A 23647-nucleotide genomic window follows, 5' to 3' on the forward strand; every position below is an offset into this window, starting at 1 on the left:
GGTTGTAAGCGGCCTGAGCTTCACATGCCCGTGATATTTTCGCAACATCCGCCCGAAAACAGTCGAAACTGAGCCGAAACGAAGCTGTCTTTTGTTGCGTGATCGGGGGGCTTCTGTCTCATATGGAACTACGACGGAGGGGGGCATCCCAAGGTCGTCCCGTTCTAGGTGGTTCGCTTAAGTCCCTCGCGTTCAGCGGGTGTGTCCGAAGGCGCGAAGCGACTAAGCGGGTTGAGGGGGATTAAGGGAACCAACCTGAGGGTGTCTTACCCAGCGGAGCCGGAACCTTCCCTGAGATAGAGCAACTTGGAGGTTTAACATGAAGATGGTTAAGAGCCTTATCCTCGGCTCGGCGGCGGCACTCGTCGCGGTCGGCGGAGCTCAGGCGGCCGATCTTCCCGTCAAGGCCAAAGCGGTCGAGTACGTGAAGGTTTGCTCCCTGTATGGTCCCGGTTTCTACTACATCCCGGGCACCGACACCTGCATCAAGCTGGGCGGCTACCTGCGCGTTGAAGTTCTCGCGAACGCCAACTCGGTTTACACCGGCAACACCAACAGCTTCGGCGGCGCCAACAACCGTTTCACCAACGGCTACACCTGGCGTTCGCGTGAAGACCTGAACATCGATACGCGCACCGCGACCGAGTACGGCGTGGTTCGTACGTTCTTCGATGCGACCTTCACCTGGACCACCGACAACTACGGCGTGAACGGTGCGGCTCCCGGCGCGACCGTCTACGCTCCGCTCGGCGGCGGCGGCACGGTTGCCCCGGCTTCGGCTCCGAACAACGCGGGCGCCGGCAACGGTTCCTACGGCACAGTCGGCGTCTACTACGCCTTCATCCAGTTCGCCGGCTTCACCATCGGTAAGGCGGTGTCGCAGTTCTCGGCTCCGTGGCAGAACTATCCGGGCAACAACTACGACGGTCTCGTCGGCGGCGGCGGCACGGTCACTGGTGTCAACCAGTTCACCTACACCGCTGAATTCGGCAACGGCGTGTCGCTCGCTCTGTCGGCTCAGGATCAGGCTGCCTACTACCAGGCTGGCGTGAACAACCTCAGCGCCGGCGGCCCGTACGGAGCCAGCGACTACGCCGGCACGATCTCGCCGGACTTCGTCGGTATGCTGCGTGTCGACCAGGCTTGGGGTCTGTTCCAGGCGTCGGTCGCTGCGCATGACAACCACGCTGCCTACTACGGCGCCACCGAGTTGACCGGTCATCCGGACGACAAGTGGGGCTGGGCTGGTGCGCTGGCTCTGTCGATCAAGAACATCCCGACCGGACCTGGCGACACGATCAACGTCCAGGGCGTCTACACGGATGGTGCGACCCGCTACAACATCCAGGATCTGGCTGGTGCGGCTGGTGCGAACACGATCTACGGCGGCACCAACATTCCGGGCCTCTACCAGAGCGTCGGTATCGGCTTCGCGCCTGATACGATCTTCGCCGCTGGCATCCAGCAGCAGACGATCAAGACCTGGGGCTTCCGTGGTGCTTACACGCACAACTGGAACCCCTACTGGAACACGGCGATCTACGGTGCTTACGCCGCTGTGATGTACAACGACACGTCCAAGACGCTGCTCTGCGGCATCGGCGGTGTCGGTGGTACGGTCCGTACCACGCTCGCTTCGGCGGCCGGCACTGGCCTGACCTCCTGCAACCCCGACTACAACATCGCCCAGCTCGGCCTGATCACCCGTTGGACCCCGGTCAAGAACCTGACCTTCTCGGCCGACGTGATCTGGACGCATCTGGACCAGAAGTACACGGGTGTCGTCTCGCTGCCGAGCGGTTCAATCGGCAAGCCGGCTGCCCTGTACGAAATGAAGGACCAGGACACCGTCAGCCTCCTGCTCCGCGCTCAGCGCAACTGGTAAGACCGGTTGATCTGATCACGATCTAACAAACCCCCGGCGGGCGACCGCCGGGGGTTTTGCTTTTATGGTGACCGATATTGCGACTGAGGACGGGCGCCTTACGCCGCCAGCAGGTCGCGTACCAGCGGCACCACCTTGTTTCCGTAGAGCTCGATGCTCTTCATCAGCTTCTCGTGCGGCAGCGGGCCCGCCGAATACTTCAGCTGGAAGCGCGCGCTGCCGAGCGCCTTGACGGTCGCCGCGATCTTGCGTGCGACAGTTTCCGGCGATCCGACATAAAGCGAGCCGTGCTCGGCTTCGGAGACGAACTCGTCGCGGCCCATCGGCGACCAGCCGCGCTCCTTGCCGATGCGGTCCCGCATCACCTTGTAGTCCGGCCACAGCTCCTCGCGTGCCTGGGCATCGGTCTCCGCGACATAGCCCGGCGAATGCACGCCGACCGGCTGCGGCGCGCGGCCGAACTGCTCGTAGGCGCGCTTGTGCAGGTCGACATAGGGCGCAAACCGCTTGGGGTCCCCGCCGATGATCGCGAGCATCAGTGGCAAATCGTAATGCGCCGCGCGCACCACCGATTCGGGGCTGCCGCCGACGCCAATCCAGGTCTTCAGCCGGCCGTGCTCGACCGGCGGAAAGACCGACTGGTTGTCGAGCGGCGGGCGGAGCTTGCCCTGCCAGCTCACCGGCTGCTGCTTCAGCAGCTCGGTGAACAAATCGAGCTTCTCCTCGAACAGCTCGCTGTATTGCCGCAGGTCGAAGCCGAACAGCGGAAACGATTCGGTGAAGGATCCGCGGCCGAGGATTACCTCGGCGCGACCGTTCGAGACGGCATCGACGGTGGCGAAGCGCTGGAATACCCGGATCGGATCGTCCGAGCTTAGCACGGTCACCGCCGAACCGAGGCGGATCCTGCTGGTCCGAGCGGCGATCGCCGCCAGCACGGTCTCGGGGGAGGAGATCGCAAAATCGGCCCGGTGATGCTCGCCGAGCCCGATGAAGTCGATGCCGAGCTGGTCGGCCAGCACGGCCTCCTCGACGACATTGCGGATCACCTGGGCGTGCGGCAGCGCCGCGCCGGCGGCGTCCCTGGTGACGTCGCCGAACGTGTCGAGGCCAAATTCGAGAGAGGTCGTCATCGGTCAGTCCAGTTTGTCGACGCGGCGAAGATCCGCCACGCGCTACCCATCGCACGCAGGCCGGAAGTCACATTGCGGTGTTTATTCCCGCAAAGCTGCGCTGTGGAGCCTTGGTTGGAGATACCTAGCAACTAGAGGCTGTTCGCGGCGGAACAAGACCATACGCTGAAACGCTGGGTTTCCATCCGGCGGACGGCGGGCAGGGCGCTGTCAGAACGCTTCCGCCCACGGCCGCAGGTCGAGCTCCAGCGTCCAGGCGCTGCGGTGCTGGTGATGCAGCACCCAATAGGCGTCGGCGATGGCCGCGATGTTGAGCAGCCCGTCCGGCCCGCGGTCGTCCTTCAATTGCGGACGCAGGCTGAGCAGGCGATCGCCCTCGATGCCGCCGTCGACCACGACATGACCGACATGAATGCCTGCGGCCCGAATTCCCGCGCCACGCTCTGCGCCATTGCGCGCAGCGCGGCCTTGGCCGCAGCGAACGGCGCGTAATTGGCCTTGCCGCGCAGCGAGCCGGAGGCGCCCGTGAACACCAGCGTGCCGCCGCCGCGCTTCAGCAGTGCCGGGATCGCGGCCTGCGCGAGCTGGAAGCCGCCGAGCGCATGCTCGCGCCAATGCTCCTCGAAGCGCTGCTCGCTGACCTTCAGGAACGGCGCCGGCCGGTTGGAGCCCGCATTGTGCACGGCCATCGCCAGCGGCGCGAGCCCTTCTGCGGCCGCGACGAAGCGGGCGACATCGGCTGCATTGGAAGCGTCGCCGACGACATGCGCGACCGTCGCGCCACTGGCGGCGAGCTCGGCCGCGGTCTCGGCAAGCTTGTCGGCATTGCGGCCGGCGATCGCAACGGGATAGCCGCCGGCGGCAAAGCGGCGCGCGATCGCCGCGCCAAGTCCGTGCGACGCGCCGACGCCGGCAATCAGCACACTGCCCTGCACGGCGGTCGGCTCGAGGACGGATCGATCGTTCATGGCTCACTCCATCAATGCGCCCGCGTAGCGGGCAGGATCACGCATCCGACGCCATCGCGGCGATGCCGTCCCGCACCGTGCGCAAGACGGAATCGGATCGCTTCGGATCTGTCATCACGCGCGAGATCGCGAGCGCGCCGACCATTGCGCTCACTGCCATCGTGGCGCGGGCATTGTCATCGTCGCCAAACGTCTCCGCGACTTTGGCGATGAAGGCTTCGATGTAAGGCTCCATCACCGCGCGGCATTGCGGATCGGCGCGGCCGACGTCGGAGATCAGCGCCGCGATCGCGCAGCCGGACTTGCGGGTATCGCGATGGGCGCGGCTGAGATAGCTGCGGGCCAGCGCAGTCACGCTGACCGATTTGTTGGAGTCGCGCGAGGCGCGCGCCCGCGCTTCGCCCGCGACCAGCGCCCGCTCGAGCGCCGCGGCGATCAGCTCCGAGCGCGACGCGAAGTGCCCGTAGAAGCCGCCGTGGGTGAGGTCCACCTGCTGCATCAAATGGCCGATGCTGAGCGCATCCAAACCCTTGTCGCGAATCTGGGTCGCGGCCTCGTTCAGGATGCGTCGGCGGCTCCTGGCCTTGTCGGCCTGGGAATGTCCCATCGCGCGTCACCTCGTTCGTGTTTGACGCTCATTCAGTATTATGACCATCATCTATCAGGATGACAAGCATCATCCAGGATTATGCAGTCACAAGCATGGGAGGAACAGATGACCGGCAGCGCGAGTGAAGGGCGGGTCCGCTACGAACGGCATGACCGCATCCTGCAGATCGTCATCGACAATCCGGCAAAGAAGAACGCGTTCAGCCCGGAGATGATGGAGCAGTTGTCCGACGCGCTGACGCTGCTCGACAATGACGAAGGGCTCTGGGTCGGCGTGCTCTGTGCCGCCGGTGACAGTTTTACGGCCGGCCTCGACATGCCGAAATTCTTCGGCCCGACCGCGACGCGCAAGCCGCTGCCGGAGGGCAATGTCGATCCGTTCGGATTGTCGAAGCGGTGCCGGAAGCCGATCGTCACCGCGGTCCAAGGCATCGTGTTCACGGTTGGCATCGAGATGATGCTGGCCGGCGACATCGTCGTCGCCGCTGATGATAGCCGCTTCTGCCAGATGGAGGCCAAACGCGGCATCGCGCCGCTCGCCGGCGCGCATTTCCGCTACATCAGCCGCGCCGGATGGGGCGATGCGATGTATCACTTGCTGTTGTGCGACGAGTTCTCGGCGGCGGAGGCGCACCGGATCGGCCTCGTGCAGGAAGTGGTGCCGGCGGGACAGCAGATCGAGCGTGCCATGACGCTCGCCGGGATCATCGCCCGCAACGCGCCGCTCGGCATCCAGGTCACGAAGGAGGCAGGCCGCAAGTTCATCGAGGCCGGCGAACAGGCGGCGATCGCGGTCATTCCGGAGATCCGCGCGCGCGTGCTGGGCAGCGCCGACGCGGCCGAGGGCATCAAGTCGTTCGTCGAACGCCGCGCCGCCGTATTTCAGGGGCGTTAGAGCGCGTGCGAAGCGATTTTCCCTCGCGACAAACGCGAAGCGTTTGCGCAGAGATCATGCGCAAACAAGGCGCTGAAGCGCGATGAACGCCTCAACCCGATCTCATCGCGCCTTGGTCGCGTTCACGATCCGTACGAGGCTGTTTGTGGCAATGATGTCGCAACCGGCCGCATTTCGATCATGACGATGCCGCGACGACTCTTGTCGAGATTCGTCGAATCAGGGAGATTCGATTCCGTACTCAGCCAACTTTCATTTAGTCAATTTTCGTCCCGCTTTGACTCAAGCGTCCGTAAGGATTCGCATGACAAACGCACGCATAATTGTCGTAGGAAACAACAAGGGCGGCTCCGGCAAATCGACAATTGCCATGCATGTCGCCATCGCGCTGATCAAGGCGGGTCAGCGTGTCGCCACCATCGATCTCGACAACAAGCAGAAGTCACTCACCCATTACATCGATAACCGGCGGGACTGGGCGCGCGAGACGTCCCATGACCTCGGCGTTCCGACCCATATGTGCTTCGAGACGGTTGGCGGCCGGACCAGCGAGGTCGAGACGCTCGGCCGCAGCGCGCTTGCCGAGATCGTCGAACGGCTCGGCCGCACGCATGATTTCGTCGTCATCGACTGCCCTGGCCACGACACCTACCTGACGACGTTCACGCATTCGCTGGCGAATACGCTGATCACGCCGCTCAACGACAGCTTCCTCGATTTCGACGTGCTCGGTACCGTCGATCCGAACGATTTCAAGGTCACCGGGATCAGCCACTATTCGAACATGGTGGAGGCGGCGCGGCGCGAGCGCAGCGCCCACGATCAACCGGCGTTCGAGTGGGTGGTGCTGCGCAATCGGCTGTCCACGCTCGGGTCGCGTAACAAGCGCCTGGTCGGCGAAGCCCTGAGCGAGCTGTCGAAGACGCTGAACTTCCGACTGGTCGACGGGCTGGCCGAACGGGTGATCTTCCGCGAATTCTATCCGCGCGGGCTGACGGCGATCGACGACGTCAGCCAGCTCACGCTCAATGCGCGGCCGACCATGTCGCATGTCACCGCAAGGCTCGAAATGGAGCGGTTGATGATGGCGATCATGCTCGGCCATCTCGTTGCGCGCCCGCTGGGAGCCTTCGCCGCGAGCCGCGATGCGGCATAAGGCTACAAGCAGTTCGGGTTGCCGGTTTCGGCCGCGATCAGGAAGGTGACCGTAGCTGGCGCCAGCGTGATCGGGCCAGCTGCGACGGCTTCACCGGTGAGGGCCGGGAAATCGTCTCCGGCCGTAAGCGCAAGCGTGTTGCCGTTGAGCTTGATGGTGCCGTCTTCGGGCGTCGCGCTTGCCAGCGTGTAGCGCTGCGATGCGGTCGGCAGCATCAGCTTGCGTTCCAGCTCCCTGTCATTGTTGATGACGAGCAGCGCAACAGCGCCCCGCCGGTCGCGCGCACAGTGGGCGTAGACGTGAAGGCCACGCTGCGGCGCGACTTCGGTATCCAGCACGGTCGTGCCCATCAAGCGGCGCCAGAGCAGGGCCGCCCAGTAATTCGGCCGTGGCCGATGGGCTTGCTCGTCCAGCAGACCATAGTCGCTGGCGGCAAGCGTGTTGTGCATCACCACCTGGACGCCGGCTTTTGCAAGTCGTCCGAGCTGGTCGAGATAACGGAAAGTATCGACGAAACTGGCGGCCCAGCGGTTGCCGCCACACGCCGCCTCGGCGGTTTCGGTCAGCCAGATCGGCATGCCCGGCGCGAGCCGGTCGCGCAGCGTTCGATAGAATGCAAATGTCTTGTCGGTTCGCGCCAGCCATTCGTCCGACAGGGCGGTCTCCGACGTGCGATCGCCATCGCAGCGGGCCGAGAGCGCGCCATAGTGGTGATAGGAGACCACATCGATGCCTTGTGCTGTCGCGGCAAACAACGCCGCGGCATCTGCGCCAGTGCCGGCAGTGCCTGGGCCAAGGATGGTCACATCGGGCGCGGCGCGCTTCATGAAACTGCGGAAGGTCGCGAAGTCGCGTGCGTAGGCCGCAGCATCGTAGCCGTCAGGGGCGCCGCCGATCGCCGGGAGGTCGGGCTCGTTCATGAACTCGGCAGCGGCGAGGTGTCCGCCATAGCTCAGCGTGTGGGCGAGCAGGCGCTGGGCCTGTGTCGCTGTCCACGGTCTACCAGCATCGCGCGTGCCGGCGCTGATCGCAAACGACGTGACAATCGGCGCGTCAACCGCGCGCGAGAAGTCGATCACGCTTCGCCATTGCTGTGGCGTCAGGACGCCGTCGAATCCGGCCGGCGGCACGGGCGGCGGAATGTCGGTATCGGCAACGAAGGTGCTGTTGGCCCAGGTCCCGCTCACGCGCAAATACGATGGGGCGAGCGCCGCCGCGAGCTTGCGCAGCCTTGCGTCGTGCAGATCGATGGGTGGGCGTTGCGCGAACCGGTCGGCCTTGCCCGCCTGCGCATCGGCCGCGGCATAGGGCTTCCAGAAGCGCCCGCCGGTCACCTCGACCATCTCGATGTTGTAGGACTGGAAGCGCGGATCGATGGTCGCAACGCGTGGCATGGTCGCAACGTCAAGCACAAGCTCGGCCGCGAGCGCGCTCGTGCAGACGAAGGTCGCGATGGCCGTGGCAATGAAGCGCGCGGCGCGTTGGCGAACGGACCTGCAAAGCGAGATGGGTCCGCTGGAGCGTAAGGTAAGCAAGCCAGTCAGGCTCCCTCCCCCGTTGCGGGGGAGGGTTGGGGAGAGGGGTAAGCCCCAGGCGAGATGATCGTTGGGGTGCACCGCCATCGCAATCATCTATCGCGCTTGATCAAAGAACATGTCGAGAGAGTACGCTGCGTGGCACCCCTCTCTCTAGCCCTCCCCCACAAGGGGGGGGGGAGGAACCCTTCCGCCAGTGCGTCCCTTACCAGAGTGCAGGCTTGCACCTGACCCGCACGGCGCGCGATTGCCGTCGGACCACGGCTCACGCCCGCGCCGGGATCGCGGTGGGCAGTTCGTTCCGCGTGGTCTGGTCGGTCGCGATATTCTCCTGATAGGTCTCGGGCCCGATCCAGATCGCGATCACCGTGCAGAGCGACAGGAACATCGCGTAGCAGGCGACCGGCCACCAGGTGCCATAAGCTGCCACCAATGCGGTGGCGACGAACGGCGCCGGACCGCCCGACAGCAGCGAGCCGAGCTCGCGCGCGAAGGCGAAGCCGGCGAAGCGGCGCTGCGGCGGGAACAGCTCGGCGAAATACGCCGCCTGCGGCCCGAACATCGCCGCCGTCACCACTGCGCGCGCCAGGATGAAGGCGAGTGCGATCATGATCCATTCCTTGGTGCCGACCATCCAGAAGAACGGGAAGGCGAGCGCCACGCCGGCCAGCGCGCCGAACATGTAGACCGGCCGCCGCCCGATGCGGTCGGACAGCGCCGCAAAGCCGAGGATCGCGAACAGCTCGATCGTGAACGCCAGCATCAGCGCGCTCAGCGCATCCGCTTTCGGCACGCCCAGCGTGGTGATGACGTAGCTGAGACCGAACACCGGGAAGAAATAGCCGAGCCCGTTCTCGGCCATCCGCGCTCCCAGCACCACGAAGAAGTTGCGCGGGTGGCGGCGCAGCGCCTCCATCGCCGGATTGCTCTCGACCTTGCCGCGCGCGACCACCGCCTCGGTATAGACCGGCGTCTCGGCGACGCGCATGCGGACGAAGATGCCGACCAGGATCAGCAGGAAGCTCGCCAGGAAGGGCACCCGCCAGCCCCAGCTCATCAAATCCTCGCGCGGCAGCATCGTCGCCAGCGCGAACGCGCCGGCCGCGAGCAGATTGCCGACGGAGACGCCGAGCGGCGCGAAGCCGCCCCAGAAGCCGCGATGCTTCGGCGGCGCGTTCTCGACGAGGTAGATCACCGCGCCGCCATATTCGGCGCCAGCGCCGAGGCCCTGCACGACGCGCATCGCGACCAGCAGGATCGGCGCCCAGACGCCGATCTGCGCATAGGTCGGCAGGAAGCCGATCGCGGTGGTGCCGATGCCGATCATCAGCAGCGTCGAGACCAGCACCGGCTTGCGGCCGTAACGATCGCCAAGGATACCGAACAAGAGGCCGCCGAGCGGCCGCACCACGAAGCCGACGCCGAAGGTCAGGAACGACAGCAGCGTGCCGACGACCGGATCGCTCTTCGGAAAGAACAGCTCCCCGAACACCAGCGCGGCGGCGGTGCCGTAGAGGAAGAAGTCATACCATTCCAGCGCGGATCCGACGCTGGCTGCGAGAATCACACGCAGGCGCGATTGGCCGGCGCCATCTGCCATCTTGGTCATTCGTTTTCCCGTTATGTCTGTTTTTATGTATTGAAAGCAGCAATGCCCGCGGCGAGACCGCGGGCATTGGTCGTTCGATCAGGCGGCGCGGGTGAAGTAGGATTTCTTCGACGCCGACTGGGTCTCGTAGATCGAGCCCTGCCGTTTCGCCGGCGGCAGCGGCATGCGCACCGGCACGTTGGTGAGCCGCGGCGTCACCACCGAAGGGCCCGCCAAGAGGCGGCTGTCGAACTCGCCGAAGTCCTTGACGCCCATCAGCGGCCAGGCATCGCTGGCCGCGACTTCGTAGAGCAAGAGATTGCGCGGCCGGTTCGAGGTGTTGGTCGCCGAGCCGTGCAGCGCGCGGACGTGGTGGAACGACATGCTGCCGGCCTTGCCCATGCAGGGCACCGCACGCTTGATCTCGTCCTGGATCAGATCGGGATCGATCAGTCCGGCGAAGTGGCCGTCGTCGCCGTGATGGTCCCACATCCTGTCGCCGGTGTGCGTCCTAGGCGTTACCAGCATCGGGCCGTTCTCGAGATCACAATCGTCGAGCAGCACGCCGATCGCGAGGATGTCGTCATTGGTATGCGGATAGAACGCCCAGTCCTGATGCCATTCGACCGGTGAGCCGTACTGCGCCGACTTCATGTTGAGCTTGGAGCCGTGCAGGCGCAGGCCCGGGCCGATCAGCTTGGTCAGGATCGAGATCACGGCGGGGCTGCGGACGATCTCGTCGAAGATCGGGTGCACCTTGTGCGGTGCCTTGATGCGGCGGACGCGCGGGTTGTCCGGCGTATGGCCAGGCTCGAGATCGTAGACGTCGGTATGCTCGGTCACCGCGGCGGCGCCGGCGACCAGCTCGGCGAGCACCGTGCGTACCCGGCCGAGTGTCTCCTGGTTGAGGACCTCCGGGACCACGATCACCCCGTCGCGCTTGTAGGCCTGCGCCTGCTCGTCCGAAATCATGCCGTTTCTCCCTTCATTTCAGTCATTGATGCAATGTTAGCGCTAACATGTCGGTATGTTAGCGCTAACATCATGGCTTGGCAACCTGGAATCGTGCACCCTCGGACCCATGAGCAGCGATCTGACCGTCCCCGAAACCGGCCCGGCCGATGCCGCGCCCACGCTCTCGGCAGTGGCCAAACGCGCCGGCGTCTCCTCGATCACGGTGAGCCGCGTGGTGCGGACGCCCGATCTGGTCGCTCCCGAAACCCGGGCGCGGGTCGAGCAGGCGATGCGCGAGCTCGGCTACGTGCCGAACCTCGTCGCGGGCGCGCTGGCGAGCGCCCGGACCAATTCGGTCGGCGTGCTGGTGCCGACGATCGCCAATTCGATCTTCGCCGATACCGTGCAGGGACTCTCCGACAAGCTCGAGCCGCTCGGCTTCTCCGTGATCCTGGCGCAGTCACGTTACGACGCGGCGCGCGAGGACCGCATGCTGGCGGCGCTGCTGTCGCGGCGGCCGGAAGCGATCGTCATGGTCGGCTCGCCGGCGACGGAGGAGGGGGCACGCCTGCTGCGCAACGCGCGCATCCCGATCGTCGAGACCTGGGATCTGCCGGCGACGCCGATCGATGCGGTCGCGGGCTTCGACAACTACAAGGCCGGTATGGCCGTTGCGAAGCATCTCGTCGCGCAGGGACGCAGGCAGCTTGCCTTCATCGGCGGCGATGATCCGCGCGCGACGCGGCGCTGGCTCGGCTTCCGCGAGGTGATCCTGGCAAGCGGACTTGCCGAGCCGCGTCGGCTGATCCTCGAGCGCAATGCCACGGGCAGCGTGGTCGCGCATGCGCGGCTGCCTGACGTCGAAGCGGTGTTCGCCGCCAATGATGCGCACGCGATCGGCTTCATGGCGGGGCTGCGCAACGCCGGGCTGCTGCGCGAGGGACCCGCGTCAGCACAGCCCGTCGCCGTGATCGGCCTCGGCGACCTCGAAATGGGCCGGCTGATCTCGCCGGCCCTGAGTACGATCAGCGTGCATGGCGATGCCATCGGCCGCACGGCGGCGGCGCTGACGCTGGAGCGCAGTGGCGAGCGCCGCGTCGATCTCGGCTTCGAGCTGGTGCTGCGCGACAGCGGCTAGCTCCTTGCGCCCCGTTGCCAGCGCTCGACGCCGCCAAGCGCCGCGGCAATCAGGCATCCGAGATGATGCCAAATGTCAGGTCCTCGAACACGGTCAGGGCGAAGGTCGGGATCAGCACCGCGGCGGCGCGCCAGTCCGTGACCAGGTGCACGAACTCCTCCTTTTCGGCCATGTACCAGCACACCACCACCAGCACGCCAGCCAGTGCCGAGAGCGGGATGTAGCCGGCGAGCGGCGCGGCCACGATCATGAACAGCAGCAGGAAGACTGCATGCAGCATGCCGGAGAGCTGACTGCGTGCGCCGGCGCGGATATTCGTCGCGGTGCGCGCGATCGTGCCGGTGACGCTGATGCCGCCGAACAAAGCGGAGGCGATGTTGGCAATGCCCTGCCCGACCAGCTCCATGTTGGAGCGGTGCTGCGGCCGGTCATGCTGTCGGCGACCTTGGCCGAGAGCAGGCTCTCGACGCCGCCGAGCAGCAGCGCCACCACCGCGACCGTCAGCCCGGCCATCACATCATGCCGAAATGCTTTCAGCCCGTACCCTTCGGTCAGCGTGGTGACGAGCTTGGGACGATAGAGATGCGCCCGTGGACGATCCGTCAGGCATGCAGACCACCGCGTGGAGGGGATGTCGAAGCGAATATTGCAGAAACAGTGTAAGCGAAATACGTCCCCGCAAATGCCGATCGGATCAATGCGCGTCCCGTATCTGCGATCAGCCTCATCCGGCAATCTTCCGGTAGACGGACGCGGCGTGCCGCAGCAGCCGGCTCTTGCGCTTGCGCTCGTGCACCCTGCGGCGCCTGGCCCTGCGCTTGCGGGCGCGCTGCTCGAGCGCATCGGCGCTTTCGACCAGCCCGCGCCGCACCTCGTCGTCGTTCAGCTCGCCGAGGATTTGCTGCCCCTTGCGCAGATGCTTCAGCACGTTGCGCCACGACGCGTAATCGTCAGCGGCAAGGCTTCCTTCGGAGAATTCGATGGCATAGCGCAGCCGCTTGCTGGCGAGCCGCACGCGGTGGCGCTTGTTCTTGCCCATGCCCTGCAAGCCGCGACTCTTCCGGCAGAGCTTCTGGTGCCATCGCGCCAGCCGGCGGGCGTGAAACACCGACACCGGCACCGCACGCCGCTGCGCGGCGCGGCGATCCTGCCTTGCGGTCCACGGGCCGCTGCCGACCCAGTCCCACATGCCCTCGAACCAGTGCAGGTAGCGATCGCTCTGCAGCGCCTCCTTGAGGCGCTCGAACGCCTCGGCGCGCGCGGTCCTGAACATGCGCTCCTCGGGCTGGCCGAGGCTGTTCTCGATCGCGACGTCGAGATCGCGCGTCGCGCCGAGATGGCCGCTCAGCCATTTCAGCTCGGCTTTCAGCCGCGTCCATTCGCTGTCCGCGACCATCGGTCCGTAGAACGCGACCGCGGCCTTCAGCCGCGTCAGTGCGACGCGGGTCTGATGCAGCGCGGTTGCATCGCCGGCCAGTACGGCGTCGTGATGGATCGCAACGTCCTCGAGGCACTCGGACAGGATCAGCCGAAACGCGGTCTCGCAACGCATGGCCTGGCTGAGATGGCGCGGCCGCTTCAGGCGGATGATCTTGGCCGAATCTGCCGATGGCGTCATGTCTATCTCGCACCCCAAACCGGGCCGCAACGCGGCACGCGGCTTCGCTGCCCGAAAGATTTCCCGTTTGATCGGTCCCGATCAAGGCTTTTCTGTTCCGCGGCAGCACGACGATCCGGCTGCGCGGCCAAAATGCCGCAATTGCAAGGCGATATCGGCATGAATCCTGCGGCAAGGACGGGCCGGCGGAGATTCGCGGACGGCATGGCCGGGGTTGACGCGGCTGCTGCGATCCAACATCTGCTGCCGGCGGAGCGCATTCTGGTGAGGCGAGGATATGACTGACAGTTACACGCTGCGCGGCGAGGCGATCGCCGCGACCATCCTGGCGCGAGGGGCGGAGCTGTCGTCGCTCAGCAATGCCGACGGCGCCGAGCTGTTGTGGCAGGCCGGCCCGCAATGGCCGCGGCACGCGCCGATCCTGTTCCCGATCGTCGGCCGGCTCAAGGGCGACACGCTGCGCCACAACGGCAAGGCCTATCCGATGACGCAGCACGGATTCGCGCGCGACCGGCGGTTTGAGTGGCTGGAGCGGGGGGCGCGCTCGTGCAGACTGGTGCTCGCCGACGACGCCGAGACCCGCGCGCGCTATCCATTCGCGTTCAGCCTCGAGGTGACCTACAGCGTCGACGACGCCGCGCTCGAGGTCGCCTTTGACATCGTCAATACCGGGGACGAGGTGCTGCCGGCGTCGCTCGGCGGTCATCCCGCCTTCAACTGGCCGTTGGTTCAGGGATTGCCCAAGGATGCCTACACGCTGAGCTTCGCGAAGGACGAGTCCGCGCCGATCCGGCGGCTGAAAGATGGGTTGATGCGGCCGCAATCGGAGCCAACGCCAGTCAAGGGCCGGACCCTTGCACTGTCGGAGCGGCTGTTCGATGACGACGCCATGATCCTCGATCAGGTCGCAAGCTCATCGGTCCGTTTCGCCGCTGCGCAGGGGCCGGCGATCGAGCTCTCGTGGAACGGCTTTCGCGAACTCGGCGTCTGGTCGAAGCCGGGCGGCGCGCCGTTCCTCTGCATCGAGCCGTGGCGTGGATTTGCCAGCCCTGCCGAGTTCGACGGCGAATTCGCCGACAAGCCCGGTGTGATGCACATCGCGCCGGGCGGACGTCAGTCGCTGAGCTATCGCATTCGCGTGAGCTGATCGCCATCCGGCCGTCGGCTTCAATGCGGGCGGGAGCCGAGCGCGCTGGTGAGCGCGGCGACCGATGGCGGATTTTCGTTCGCCCAAGCCTCGTGCGCCGCGAGATCGCGGTAGTGCTCGGCCATGCGCAGCAGCCGTTCGCGGATGCTCGCATCCTCTTCGCCCTTGGCCTGATCGGCCAGTTGCGCGGCGCGTTCGAGAAGCGCTTTCGGATCGATCACGGCAAGCTCCAGATCTGGTTTTCGCCTGTAAGATAACGATCGCAACGCAAGCACAGTTCCCGCCATGGTTTGATGACAGCGGCCGATGGAACAGCGACGTGTCGACCGGGTCAGTTGAACGCCATCCCGCCGCTCATCGCGATGGTCTGCCCGGTCATGTAGGGGTTATTGACCAACAGCATCACGGCCTGCGCGACTTCCTCGGCGGTGCCGAAGCGTCCGATCGGAATCCGGCTGACCAGCCCGGTCTGCCCTTTCATCATGTCGGTCTCGATCAGCGATGGCGCCACCGCATTCACCGTGATGCCCTCCTTGACGAGGCGCGCGGCATAGCCGCGGGTCAGCCCCTCCATGCCGGCCTTGGATGCGTTGTAGTGCGGGCCGATCGAGCCCGCGCCGCGGACGGCGCCGGAGGAGATATTGACGATGCGGCCCCATTGCTTGGCGCGCATCATCGGCAGCACCGCCTGCGTGCACAGGAACGCCGATTTGAGGTTGACCGTGATGGTGCGGTCGAAATCCTCCTCGGTGAGATCGTCGACGCCCTTGACGATGGCGATGCCGGCATTGTTGACGAGGATATCGACCGGGCCGAGCGCGGATCGCGCCCGCTCGACCATGCCGGCGACGGCGGCGGCCTCGGACACATCTGCGGCAATCGGCACGGCCCGGCCGCCGGCCGCGGTGATGCGCTTCGCCAATGCCTCCGCATCCGGTGCGCGCTCGCGATAATTGATCGCAACCGCGGCGCCGGCCTCGGCCAGCATCTTGACGATGGCCGCGCCGATGCCGCGCGAGCCTCCGGTCACCAGCGCCACATGGCCGTGTAGGCTGTTCGTTGTCATCGCCAGCATCCTCTCGATTGGCGCGCAAGCTCGCAAAAGCGCACGGGGGGCGCAATGTGAGTCCGCCCAAGGCCTGCTCAAATCTGCGTTGACGGACGCCGCAAGGGCGGCAATTCGGGCAGGAATCGCCGGAATTGGCCTTGCGTCGGGCACGCCCGCTCGGCAATGCTGGGGCGTCATTTCTGCAATGCACCCCCACGAGAGATCGATGAGCAAACTGATTGTCCGCGCCGGCGAGTTCACCTTTGATGCCCGTTTCGAGGAGCAGCTCGCGCCGAAGACGGTCGCCGCGTTCCGCAAGGCGATGCCGTTCGAGAGCCAGGCGATCCATGTGCGCTGGAGCGGCGAAGGCGTCTGGATGCCGCTCGGCGATCTCGATTTCGGCGTCTCCTACGAGAACCACACCAGCTATCCGGCACCCGGCCAGATCATCCTCTATCCCGGCGGCATCAGCGAGACCGAGATCCTGCTCGCCTATGGCGGCGTGCATTTCGCCAGCAAGATGGGCCAGCTCGCCGGCAATCATTTCATCACGCTGACCTCGGGCCTGGAGAACCTGACCGCATTCGGCAAGACCGTGCTGTGGAAGGGCGCGCAGAAGATCCGCTTCGAGGAAGTCTAGATGTGAGCGAGCAACGCTATCCGCGCGATCTCCGCGGCTACGGCCGCAACCCGCCCGATCCGAAATGGCCCGAGGCGGCGCGCGTCGCCGTGCAGTTCGTGGTCAATTTCGAGGAGGGCGCCGAGAACAACATCCTGCACGGTGATCGCGCGTCGGAAGCGTTTCTATCCGACGTGCTCGGCGCGCAGCCCTGGGCCGGACAGCGCCACGCCAATATTGAATCGATGTTCGAATATGGCTCGCGCGCCGGCTTCTGGCGGCTGTGGCGGATGTTCACCGAGCGCAGGATGCCGGTCACCGTGTTCGGCGTCGCGATGGCGCTGAAGCGAAACCCGGACGTCGTCGCGGCGATGCAGGAGGCTGGCTGGGATATCGCCAGCCACAGCCTGCGCTGGGTCGAGCACAAGGACATGTCCGTTACCGAGGAGCGCGAGGAGATCGCGCGCGCCATCGCCGTGCACACCGAAGCGACCGGCGCGCGGCCGCTCGGCTGGTACACTGGCCGTTCCTCGATCAACACGCTGCGGCTGCTGATGGAAGCCGGCGGCCTGCGCTATCTCTGCGATTCCTACGCCGACGATCTGCCGTACTGGATCAAGGCGCCGGGAACGGAGCCGCATCTCGTCATCCCCTACACGCTCGATGCCAACGACATGCGCTTCATCAACCCGCAGGGCTTTGGCGGCGGCGACGAGTTCTACACCTACCTCAAGGACAGTTTCGACGTGCTCTATGCCGAGGGCGCGACGCGGCCTGCGATGATGTCGGTCGGCCTGCATTGCCGTGTGGTCGGCCGTCCCGGCCGCGCCGCCGCCTTGATGCGCTTCCTCGACTACATCGGCAAGCACGAGCATGTCTGGGTGCCGACCCGGCTCGCGATCGCCGAGCATTGGCACGCCAATCTCAAGCATCTCGCCGAACAGGCATTCGAGATCGGCTGACTTGCGGTCGCCGCGCGGTCGCGGGGGTGCACACGCAGAATCTCGAAAAACAACCCCATGCAAAGGAGGCGGCGGCTGCCGGCGCTCTACATTCGACGCTCCACATTCGACTTGACACGTCGGGCAACTCAGCGATATTCTTCCAATATTCCGAAATTGCGAGCGGCCAGGTCGAGGTCACGCGCTTGCGACTGCCGTGTACTCCACACAATCTGAAGTCTCTCGTCCTGAAGCACTCGTCGCGCTGGCCTGCGCGGCTCTGTGCCCAGTTCCATGCGGCGAGCCGAGCTGCCCTCAGCCCGGGTTGCGTCGGCTGGATTGCTGCTTTGCACAGGCGATGAAACGATGTGCGGATACCCTGCGTTAGCGGCCAGCAATGCTGGAGCAGGGCGGATCGATGCAAGAGTTCCTGATCGAGTTGGAACACGCCTTTGGCTGGGTGCCGGATTGGGTGATCGGCCTCGGCCTGATCGTCGGCGCGGTGCTCGTCGCGCTGCTCATTCATTCGATCGCACAGCGCGTGACGCGCCGCATTCTGGGCCTGAAGAACCCGGTCGCGACGATGCTGCTCGACCGGACCTCGGGGCCGACGCGGCTGGCGCTGTGCCTCGCAGCCGTCGCGCTGGTGCTGCCGCTGGCGCCGCTCAGCGACCTGCTGCGGCAAGCGCTCAGTCATTTCTTCGGCGTCGCCGTAATCGCGCTGATCGGCTGGATCCTGATCCGCGCCGTCGACATGGTGTCGACGCGATATCTCGACCGATTCCGCCACGATGTCGCCGAGAATTTCCTGGCACGCAAGCACGTCACCCAGGTTCGCGTCTTCAAGCGGGTCACGGATACCCTTGTCGTCATCATCGCGGTGTCGACCGCGCTGATGACGTTCGACTCGGTTAGACAATATGGCGTCAGCCTGTTTGCCTCCGCGGGCGCCGCCGGCCTCATTCTCGGTCTTGCCGCACGGCCGCTGCTCAGCAATCTGATCGCCGGCGTGCAGATCGCGGTCACCCAGCCGATCCGCATCGAGGACGCCGTTCTGATCGAGAACGAATGGGGCTGGGTCGAGGACATCGCCTCGACCTATGTAGTGATCCGTCTGTGGGACTGGCGGCGCATGGTGGTGCCGCTGTCCCATTTCATCGAACGTCCGTTCCAGAACTGGACGCGCGACGCGCAATCGCTGATCGGCACGATCATCCTGCATGTCGATTACAGCGCCGACGTGCCGCGCATCCGAAAGCGCCTCGAGCAGGCGGCGCGCGAATCCAAGCTGTGGGATGGCGCGGTGGTCAATCTGCAGGTCATCGACACCCATCCGCGCACCATCGAGCTGCGCGCGCTGGTCAGCGCCCGCAACGCGCCGCAGTCCTGGGACTTGCGCTGCGAGATCCGCGAGAAGCTGCTGGCGTTCATCCGCGACGAGATGCCCGAGGCGCTGCCGCGCGACCGCGCGCTGCTGGCGCCGGCCGAGGACGACGGCTTCGGCCGAAACTTCCTGCGCCGCGCGCCGACCGCGCGGTCGCGCCGTCACCCAACTGAGACAGGCCGCGGACTTTGACGCAGCCATAACCTGATTGACGCAAGCGGAACAAACGGAGGTCGTTTGGCGGCCAAGTCGTCGTTTGACCCGATCGGGTCGATCATATCTAATTCTTCATGTCCCAATCAGAAATGCTTAGTGCCTTCGGTGCTAATCCAGCTGCATGAATTGGCTCGCACTTCTCCTATTTGTCGGCTCGTTTGTGTACTTCCTCCTTCGTGCCAAACGCAGCCACGAACGATCGCTGGAACTTAGGCCAACGGGGATATACCGCTCTCCGCTTTCTTACGCGCGAATAGTAATTCTCCTGGCAATTCTCATCCTTATGTTCGGCCCAGCCTACTTGCCTCCCGATCGTTGGGTCCTCGTTGCGTATCTAGCGGTCTGGGCCGTCGTGCTTGTCGCGGCCTTCTTCGTGCGGCGCGCCCTGAAATGGCGCTACCCGATCTAAGACGACGACTTCTGCTGTTGGCCGATAGCTGACCGTTGCCCAGACCGCTGCAATGTCCGCTTTGGAAAGGGGCCGGTATACATCAAGCGGATTGCCGTGGTCAGCTCTTGACCCGAAGCTGACGATCAGCGCATTTCGCGATGTTGCTCAACGCTTCCCAACTCGGTCGTCACACACGACGACGCAGTAGCTATCGTTGGTATCGTGTATCCAGCCTGATGTACCCGGAGAATTCGTAATGCCGGGTGGAGGGATATTTGGAATTTCGCATTTTTCAAGTAGACCATGAGAGAAACGCAGCGCTTCAATCTTTGAATTCTGGTCTTTCACGAACCGACAATTTGCGCGAGTTGAGGTCGAATAGTCACCAATTCCTCGTCCGCAAGTCACGGAGCTGGAACCTCTTACCCCGTCGCCGTGCATCACCGTCACATGATGAAGTCCCATATTTGGCTGAAAAGTCCACTCTCGACTATCGACGCTAAACGATGCTTGTGGAATTTGCAGTCGGGTCGGACACCGCAACTCTCCAGCGGTCGCAGAGATTAAAGCCGTTCCGCCCCAGCCGATGAGAAATATGACCGATACTAGCTTCATGTGAGCCCCCATACCGCCAGCTCTGCATGTGGGGTCGGATTTCTTCCAACGCTTGGACGCACGGCAGATAAGCTACCAATTCGGAACAGGTCAGTAGCAAACAACCATTTAAATGTGTGCGTGTGTGCAGCAAATGTCGGCTTTTGGCCCTTTGCTGACGTTGCAGCGACGTCTGCCGACCGTCCGCTTTTGACCCGTTGCAGAAGTCGAGCCTGCTTCATTCAAAATTCTCAATTCAGGCGTAGCCGTGGCTGAACGAAGCAAGTTGAACGCCAGTTCGCGGCCAGCAATGCTTCTGGCCCAGACCGAACTCAAGCTACGTAGACGTATCCTTCTCCGCCCTGAGTGCGATCAGCGCCAGCAGCGCGGCCAAACTCAGACCTGATGTGACTGCCAGCGTATAGCCGCCCAACGGTGAAATCAAAAAGCCGAATAGCAGAGGCGCGAGCGCCTGCGACAGGCGTGATGGCGCGCCGAGCAGTCCCAGGCGATAGCCGTAATCCTTCGGCCCGAATATCGCCAGCGGCAATGTGCCGCGCGCAATCGTCAGGATGCCGTTTCCAGCGCCGTGCAACAACGCGAATACGCCCGCGAAGCCACCGCCGAAAAGGCCGATCACGCAGGCGCCCAAAGGGTGCGTGATGCAGGCCAGGCGCGCCGACCAGAGTGGATGGAAACGCGTCAGCAGGCTCGCTTCGACAATGCGCGCCGCCACCTGCGCCGGGCCGATCAGCGCGCCAGCTGCAATTGCCTGCGCATGTGTCGTGCCCAACGCCTCAAGGATGCGCGGCAGGTGGACCGCCATCGCCGACGTGACGCTCCAGGCCGCCGCGAAAGCAAAGGCAAGCAATACCATCGCGCGGTCGATCGGAATACGCGGCTTTGCCGTGTCGGCCGCGACCCGATGCTCCCCGTTCAGTTCGGGAATCAGGAAACCGTTGAGCGGAAGGCAAATCAGGATGTGCGCAGCCGCCCAGCCGAAGCAGGTCCAGCGCCAACCGATGGTTGCCAGTCCCCACGCGCTGAGCGGCCAGCCGATCGTGCTGGCAAACCCCGCGATCAAAGTAATGCCGGTGATGGAGCGGCGGGCCGCGGTGCCGTAGATGCGCCCGAGTGCGGCAAAGGCCGCATCATACAGACCGAGGCCCATGCCAACGCCGAGCAACAGCCAGCTTGCAGTCATCAGCGCACCGCCCTGCGCCAGCCCAAGGAGGACCAGGCCGGCGGCCAGAACGAGGTTGGATGCACAGAGCACTTCGCGCCCGCCCATGCGGTCGATCTGACGGCCAACGCGGGGGCCGAGCAGTCCGGAGATCACCAGCGCCATCGAGAACGCGGCGAAAAGCCAGTTGGTCGAGATGCCGAGGTCTCGCGCGATCGGGTCCGCGAGAATGGCGGGCAGATAATAGCTCGACGCCCATGCCAACGTCTGCGTGGTACCGAGCGCGACGATCAGAACGTTGTCCGCACGGCGGCTCATCCAGCGCGCGGTCCCGCAGCCTTGGGCGAAACCACTTCTCCGTCTTCCTTGACGAATTCGCCGATGTCGGCCACCGCGAGGAGATCAAGCACCGCCTCGGACGGACGGCACAACTTCACACCCTTTGGGGAAACCACGATCGGCCGGTTGATCAGGATCGGATGCGCCATCATGAAATCGATCAGTTCGTCGTCGCTCCATTTCGGATTGGCAAGATCGAGCGCGGCATACGGCGTGCCCTTCTCGCGAAGCAAGGCCCGCGGCGTCACGCCCATCGCCGCGATCAGCGCGATCAGCGTCTCGCGCGAAGGAGGCGTCTTGAGGTATTCGATGATCTCGGGCTCCTCGCCACTCTGGCGGATCATCGCCAAGGTGTTGCGCGATGTGCCGCAGTCGGGATTGTGATAGATCGTGATCGTCATCGGATTGCTTCCCTGGTGGTTTCGGCGCCGCGCAGCAGCCACGTCATGAACGCGAGCGCGACCATGGCTCCGACAATTTCGGCGACGATGAAGCCCGGTAGATCCTGCACGCGGATGCCGGAGAATGTGTTGGTCAGCGATCGCGCGATCGCGACGGCCGGATTGGCGAAAGACGTGGACGCGGTGAACCAGTACGCCGCCGTGATGTAGAGCCCGACCAGCCATGGAATTGCGGTCTCGCGAAACCGGAGGCCGCCGATGATCGTCGCGACCAGGCCGAACGCGGCAACGAATTCCGCAAACCACTGCGGAAACCCGGTCCTGGCCTTTGCGGAGAACTCCAGGAGCGGCAGGCCGAACATGGCATGCGCAACGATCGCGCCGAGGATTCCCCCGAGCACCTGCGCTGCGATGTATTGCGCGGCGTGTGGCGGGCGGAACTCGCCCTTGAGCGTGAACACGAGTGTGACCGCGGGATTGAAATGCGCGCCTGAGATCGGCCCGAGAATCGTGATCAGTACCACCAGGATGGCGCCGGTGGGGAGGGTGTTGCCGAGCAGCGCCAGCGCCACGTCCCTTGTCAAGGTCTCGGCCATGATGCCGGAGCCGACGACCGTCGCGACCAGCAGCAGCGTGCCAAAACCCTCGGCCGCAAGGCGTCTTGATAGGTCGAAGCCGCGCATCAGGCCCGCGCCTTCTTCCTGGCCGCAGAGGGCCCGCACTGCGCATCGGCGAGGGCCGGGGCGCAGATTTCCGGGTGGCCCGCGCAGCAATCCTTCATCAGGAACGCAATGAGATCACGCAGGCCGGTGAAGTCCGCTGAGTAGATGATCGAGCGCGCCTCGCGACGCGGCACAATCATGCCCGCATGCTCGAGGTCCTTCAGATGGAAGGAGACGTTGGACGGCGACACCGCGACCGCCTCGGCAATCGCCCCGGCCGCCATTCCATCGGGACCGGCCTGGACCAGCAACCGCACGATCCGTAGCCGCGTTTCCTGCGACAGCGCGGCGAACGCGGTCCGGGCTTGACGCTCCTCCATCTTTCGATAATCCTACAATTCAACAATCATTGAAACGAGGATAGCAGCCATGAACTCGCTTGCCAAGAGCCGATCGGTCGTCGGCGCCCTGTTGCCGGTGGAGGAACTGTCGTCTGATGTACTGCTTTCCGGCCTTGAGGCGCACCAGGAGAAGCCGCTGATCTTCAATTACGAGGGGCGTGACGTCCGCCCGAGCTACCACGTCACCGAAGTGAAAACCGGTTCGTTCAGAGGGCTCGACTGCGGCGCAAACCCTGAGAGCTGGAGCGAGACCTTCATCCAGCTCTGGGACATCGAGGAGGAAAATCGGGGCCATATGCCGGCTGGCAAGTTCCTTGCAATCATCCGCAAGGTTGATGAGGCCGTCGGCTTCGATCCGCAAGCCAGGCTGACCTTCGAGGTGAGCGACGGCGTGAGGCCAATGCAAATCTATCGTGCGGAGCGCCTGGCGGTGGATGACAGCGCGATCCGCGTTTATCTGTCGGCGCGTCCGTCGAGCTGCAAGCCGCGTGACCGATGGCTGCAGGAACAGCAGGCCTGCTGCGCGCCGAAGGCCAAGCAACCTTGTTGTGGTTGATGTAGCCCCGGCGCAATGACGGCGGCCCTGTCGTTGGGTACTGGCCCTTCGCGATGAACCGGACGTTTCCCGGTTCGGTCGCCGTGGCGGCTGTTGACCGATAGGCCGCTCCGGCTTCACCTCCGCATCCGGAAGCGATCACCGCTTCCCGCGGAATGCGATCCGCTTGGCGCGATCGCTGTTCACCACCAGTATGGCCACCGCCATGCCTCGTAGCGCACCCATGACGACTCCAAAGGCGGACCATATGGATCGACCCGGTCGTCTTCAGGGCGATAGCGATATC

At 64.7% G+C, this 23647-nt stretch carries 23 protein-coding genes and 1 pseudogene; 9 read left to right on the forward strand and 15 right to left on the reverse strand.

The window, feature by feature from the left end; all coding sequences use genetic code 11:
• The first annotated feature begins 319 nt into the window (after positions 1-319).
• Entirely contained in the window at positions 320-1885 is a 1566-nt protein-coding gene (locus J6500_RS03415; RefSeq protein ID WP_225711256.1) for a porin, read from the forward strand.
• A 98-nt stretch (positions 1886-1983) separates the two neighbouring features.
• On the opposite strand, the gene J6500_RS03420 is transcribed toward J6500_RS03415, so the two are convergent.
• The 4 genes from J6500_RS03420 to J6500_RS03430 all read right to left on the reverse strand — a co-directional run bounded on the left by J6500_RS03420 (position 1984) and on the right by J6500_RS03430 (position 4593).
• Positions 1984-3018 (reverse strand): LLM class flavin-dependent oxidoreductase, encoded by a 1035-nt coding sequence (locus tag J6500_RS03420; protein ID WP_225711257.1) that lies wholly within the window; start codon positions 3016-3018, stop codon positions 1984-1986.
• Between the two features lie 210 nt (positions 3019-3228).
• Entirely contained in the window at positions 3229-3363 is a 135-nt protein-coding gene (locus J6500_RS31930) for a hypothetical protein (RefSeq protein WP_283842878.1), read from the reverse strand.
• Positions 3360-3986 carry an SDR family NAD(P)-dependent oxidoreductase gene (locus J6500_RS03425; RefSeq protein WP_225711258.1) on the reverse strand — a complete coding sequence of 209 codons (627 nt, stop codon included), beginning with the start codon at positions 3984-3986 and terminating at the stop codon, positions 3360-3362. The genes J6500_RS31930 and J6500_RS03425 overlap by 4 nt, the downstream gene beginning before the upstream one ends.
• Positions 3987-4023: 37 nt before the next feature.
• Positions 4024-4593 carry a TetR/AcrR family transcriptional regulator gene (locus J6500_RS03430; RefSeq protein ID WP_225711259.1) on the reverse strand — a complete coding sequence of 190 codons (570 nt, stop codon included), beginning with the start codon at positions 4591-4593 and terminating at the stop codon, positions 4024-4026.
• Positions 4594-4701: 108 nt separating this feature from the next.
• Here J6500_RS03430 and J6500_RS03435 point away from each other — a divergent pair, with 108 nt between their 5' ends.
• Positions 4702-5490, forward strand: coding sequence for a crotonase/enoyl-CoA hydratase family protein (locus J6500_RS03435; protein ID WP_225711260.1), 789 nt, complete (start codon positions 4702-4704; stop codon positions 5488-5490).
• 304 nt (positions 5491-5794) lie between these two features.
• Entirely contained in the window at positions 5795-6646 is an 852-nt protein-coding gene (locus tag J6500_RS03440) for a division plane positioning ATPase MipZ (protein WP_225711261.1), read from the forward strand.
• Positions 6647-6648: 2 nt separating this feature from the next.
• Here the strand turns inward: J6500_RS03440 and J6500_RS03445 are convergent, their stop codons facing one another.
• The 3 genes from J6500_RS03445 to J6500_RS03455 form a co-directional block, all read right to left on the reverse strand.
• Positions 6649-8277: a glycosyl hydrolase family 79 N-terminal domain-containing protein gene (locus tag J6500_RS03445; protein WP_225711262.1), complete on the reverse strand. Its 1629-nt coding sequence runs from the start codon at positions 8275-8277 to the stop codon at positions 6649-6651.
• 169 nt (positions 8278-8446) lie between these two features.
• Positions 8447-9790, reverse strand: coding sequence for an MFS transporter (locus J6500_RS03450; protein WP_225711263.1), 1344 nt, complete (start codon positions 9788-9790; stop codon positions 8447-8449).
• 78 nt (positions 9791-9868) lie between these two features.
• Entirely contained in the window at positions 9869-10741 is an 873-nt protein-coding gene (locus J6500_RS03455) for a phytanoyl-CoA dioxygenase family protein (RefSeq protein WP_225711264.1), read from the reverse strand.
• 109 nt (positions 10742-10850) lie between these two features.
• Between J6500_RS03455 and J6500_RS03460 the strand changes: the two genes are divergently transcribed.
• Positions 10851-11861, forward strand: coding sequence for a LacI family DNA-binding transcriptional regulator (locus J6500_RS03460; protein WP_225711265.1), 1011 nt, complete (start codon positions 10851-10853; stop codon positions 11859-11861).
• Positions 11862-11922: 61 nt separating this feature from the next.
• Here J6500_RS03460 and J6500_RS03465 read toward each other — a convergent pair.
• Positions 11923-12356: pseudogene (locus J6500_RS03465) on the reverse strand (SulP family inorganic anion transporter); the annotation flags it as partial.
• Between the two features lie 229 nt (positions 12357-12585).
• A complete protein-coding gene (locus J6500_RS03470; protein WP_225711266.1) occupies positions 12586-13479 on the reverse strand; it encodes a CHAD domain-containing protein in 894 nt (297 codons plus the stop codon).
• Between the two features lie 277 nt (positions 13480-13756).
• Between J6500_RS03470 and J6500_RS03475 the strand changes: the two genes are divergently transcribed.
• Positions 13757-14626 (forward strand): aldose 1-epimerase family protein, encoded by an 870-nt coding sequence (locus J6500_RS03475; protein WP_225711267.1) that lies wholly within the window; start codon positions 13757-13759, stop codon positions 14624-14626.
• A 20-nt stretch (positions 14627-14646) separates the two neighbouring features.
• On the opposite strand, the gene J6500_RS03480 is transcribed toward J6500_RS03475, so the two are convergent.
• On the reverse strand, positions 14647-14847 hold the full coding sequence (locus J6500_RS03480; RefSeq protein ID WP_225711268.1) for a hypothetical protein: 201 nt from the start codon (positions 14845-14847) through the stop codon (positions 14647-14649).
• Positions 14848-14957: 110 nt separating this feature from the next.
• Positions 14958-15692: an SDR family NAD(P)-dependent oxidoreductase gene (locus J6500_RS03485; RefSeq protein ID WP_225711269.1), complete on the reverse strand. Its 735-nt coding sequence runs from the start codon at positions 15690-15692 to the stop codon at positions 14958-14960.
• Between the two features lie 208 nt (positions 15693-15900).
• Between J6500_RS03485 and J6500_RS03490 the strand changes: the two genes are divergently transcribed.
• The 3 genes from J6500_RS03490 to J6500_RS03500 all read left to right on the forward strand — a co-directional run bounded on the left by J6500_RS03490 (position 15901) and on the right by J6500_RS03500 (position 18810).
• On the forward strand, positions 15901-16314 hold the full coding sequence (locus J6500_RS03490) for a DUF3830 family protein (RefSeq protein WP_044587353.1): 414 nt from the start codon (positions 15901-15903) through the stop codon (positions 16312-16314).
• 2 nt (positions 16315-16316) lie between these two features.
• The gene (gene puuE / locus J6500_RS03495; protein WP_225711270.1) at positions 16317-17255 is read left to right on the forward strand and encodes an allantoinase PuuE; all 939 of its coding nucleotides are present in this window, start codon (positions 16317-16319) and stop codon (positions 17253-17255) included.
• 397 nt (positions 17256-17652) lie between these two features.
• The gene (locus tag J6500_RS03500) at positions 17653-18810 is read left to right on the forward strand and encodes a mechanosensitive ion channel family protein (protein ID WP_225711271.1); all 1158 of its coding nucleotides are present in this window, start codon (positions 17653-17655) and stop codon (positions 18808-18810) included.
• Positions 18811-20156: 1346 nt separating this feature from the next.
• Here the strand turns inward: J6500_RS03500 and J6500_RS03505 are convergent.
• Genes J6500_RS03505 through J6500_RS03520 form a run of 4 tightly spaced genes read right to left on the reverse strand, consistent with a single transcriptional unit; the run spans position 20157 to position 22784 of the window.
• The gene (locus tag J6500_RS03505; protein ID WP_225711272.1) at positions 20157-21320 is read right to left on the reverse strand and encodes an MFS transporter; all 1164 of its coding nucleotides are present in this window, start codon (positions 21318-21320) and stop codon (positions 20157-20159) included.
• Positions 21317-21742 carry an arsenate reductase (glutaredoxin) gene (gene arsC / locus J6500_RS03510; RefSeq protein ID WP_225711273.1) on the reverse strand — a complete coding sequence of 142 codons (426 nt, stop codon included), beginning with the start codon at positions 21740-21742 and terminating at the stop codon, positions 21317-21319. The genes J6500_RS03505 and arsC overlap by 4 nt, the downstream gene beginning before the upstream one ends.
• Positions 21739-22425, reverse strand: a complete 687-nt coding sequence (locus J6500_RS03515) for an aquaporin (RefSeq protein ID WP_225711274.1) — start codon at positions 22423-22425, stop codon at positions 21739-21741. Before J6500_RS03515 ends, arsC begins: the two co-directional genes overlap by 4 nt.
• Positions 22425-22784, reverse strand: coding sequence for an ArsR/SmtB family transcription factor (locus J6500_RS03520; protein ID WP_225711275.1), 360 nt, complete (start codon positions 22782-22784; stop codon positions 22425-22427). Before J6500_RS03520 ends, J6500_RS03515 begins: the two co-directional genes overlap by 1 nt.
• 49 nt (positions 22785-22833) lie before the next feature.
• Here J6500_RS03520 and J6500_RS03525 point away from each other — a divergent pair, with 49 nt between their 5' ends.
• The gene (locus J6500_RS03525; RefSeq protein WP_225711276.1) at positions 22834-23361 is read left to right on the forward strand and encodes a DUF6428 family protein; all 528 of its coding nucleotides are present in this window, start codon (positions 22834-22836) and stop codon (positions 23359-23361) included.
• The last annotated feature ends 286 nt before the right edge of the window (positions 23362-23647 follow it).

The organism is Bradyrhizobium semiaridum (assembly GCF_020329505.1).
Taxonomy (GTDB): Bacteria; Pseudomonadota; Alphaproteobacteria; order Rhizobiales; family Xanthobacteraceae; genus Bradyrhizobium; species Bradyrhizobium semiaridum.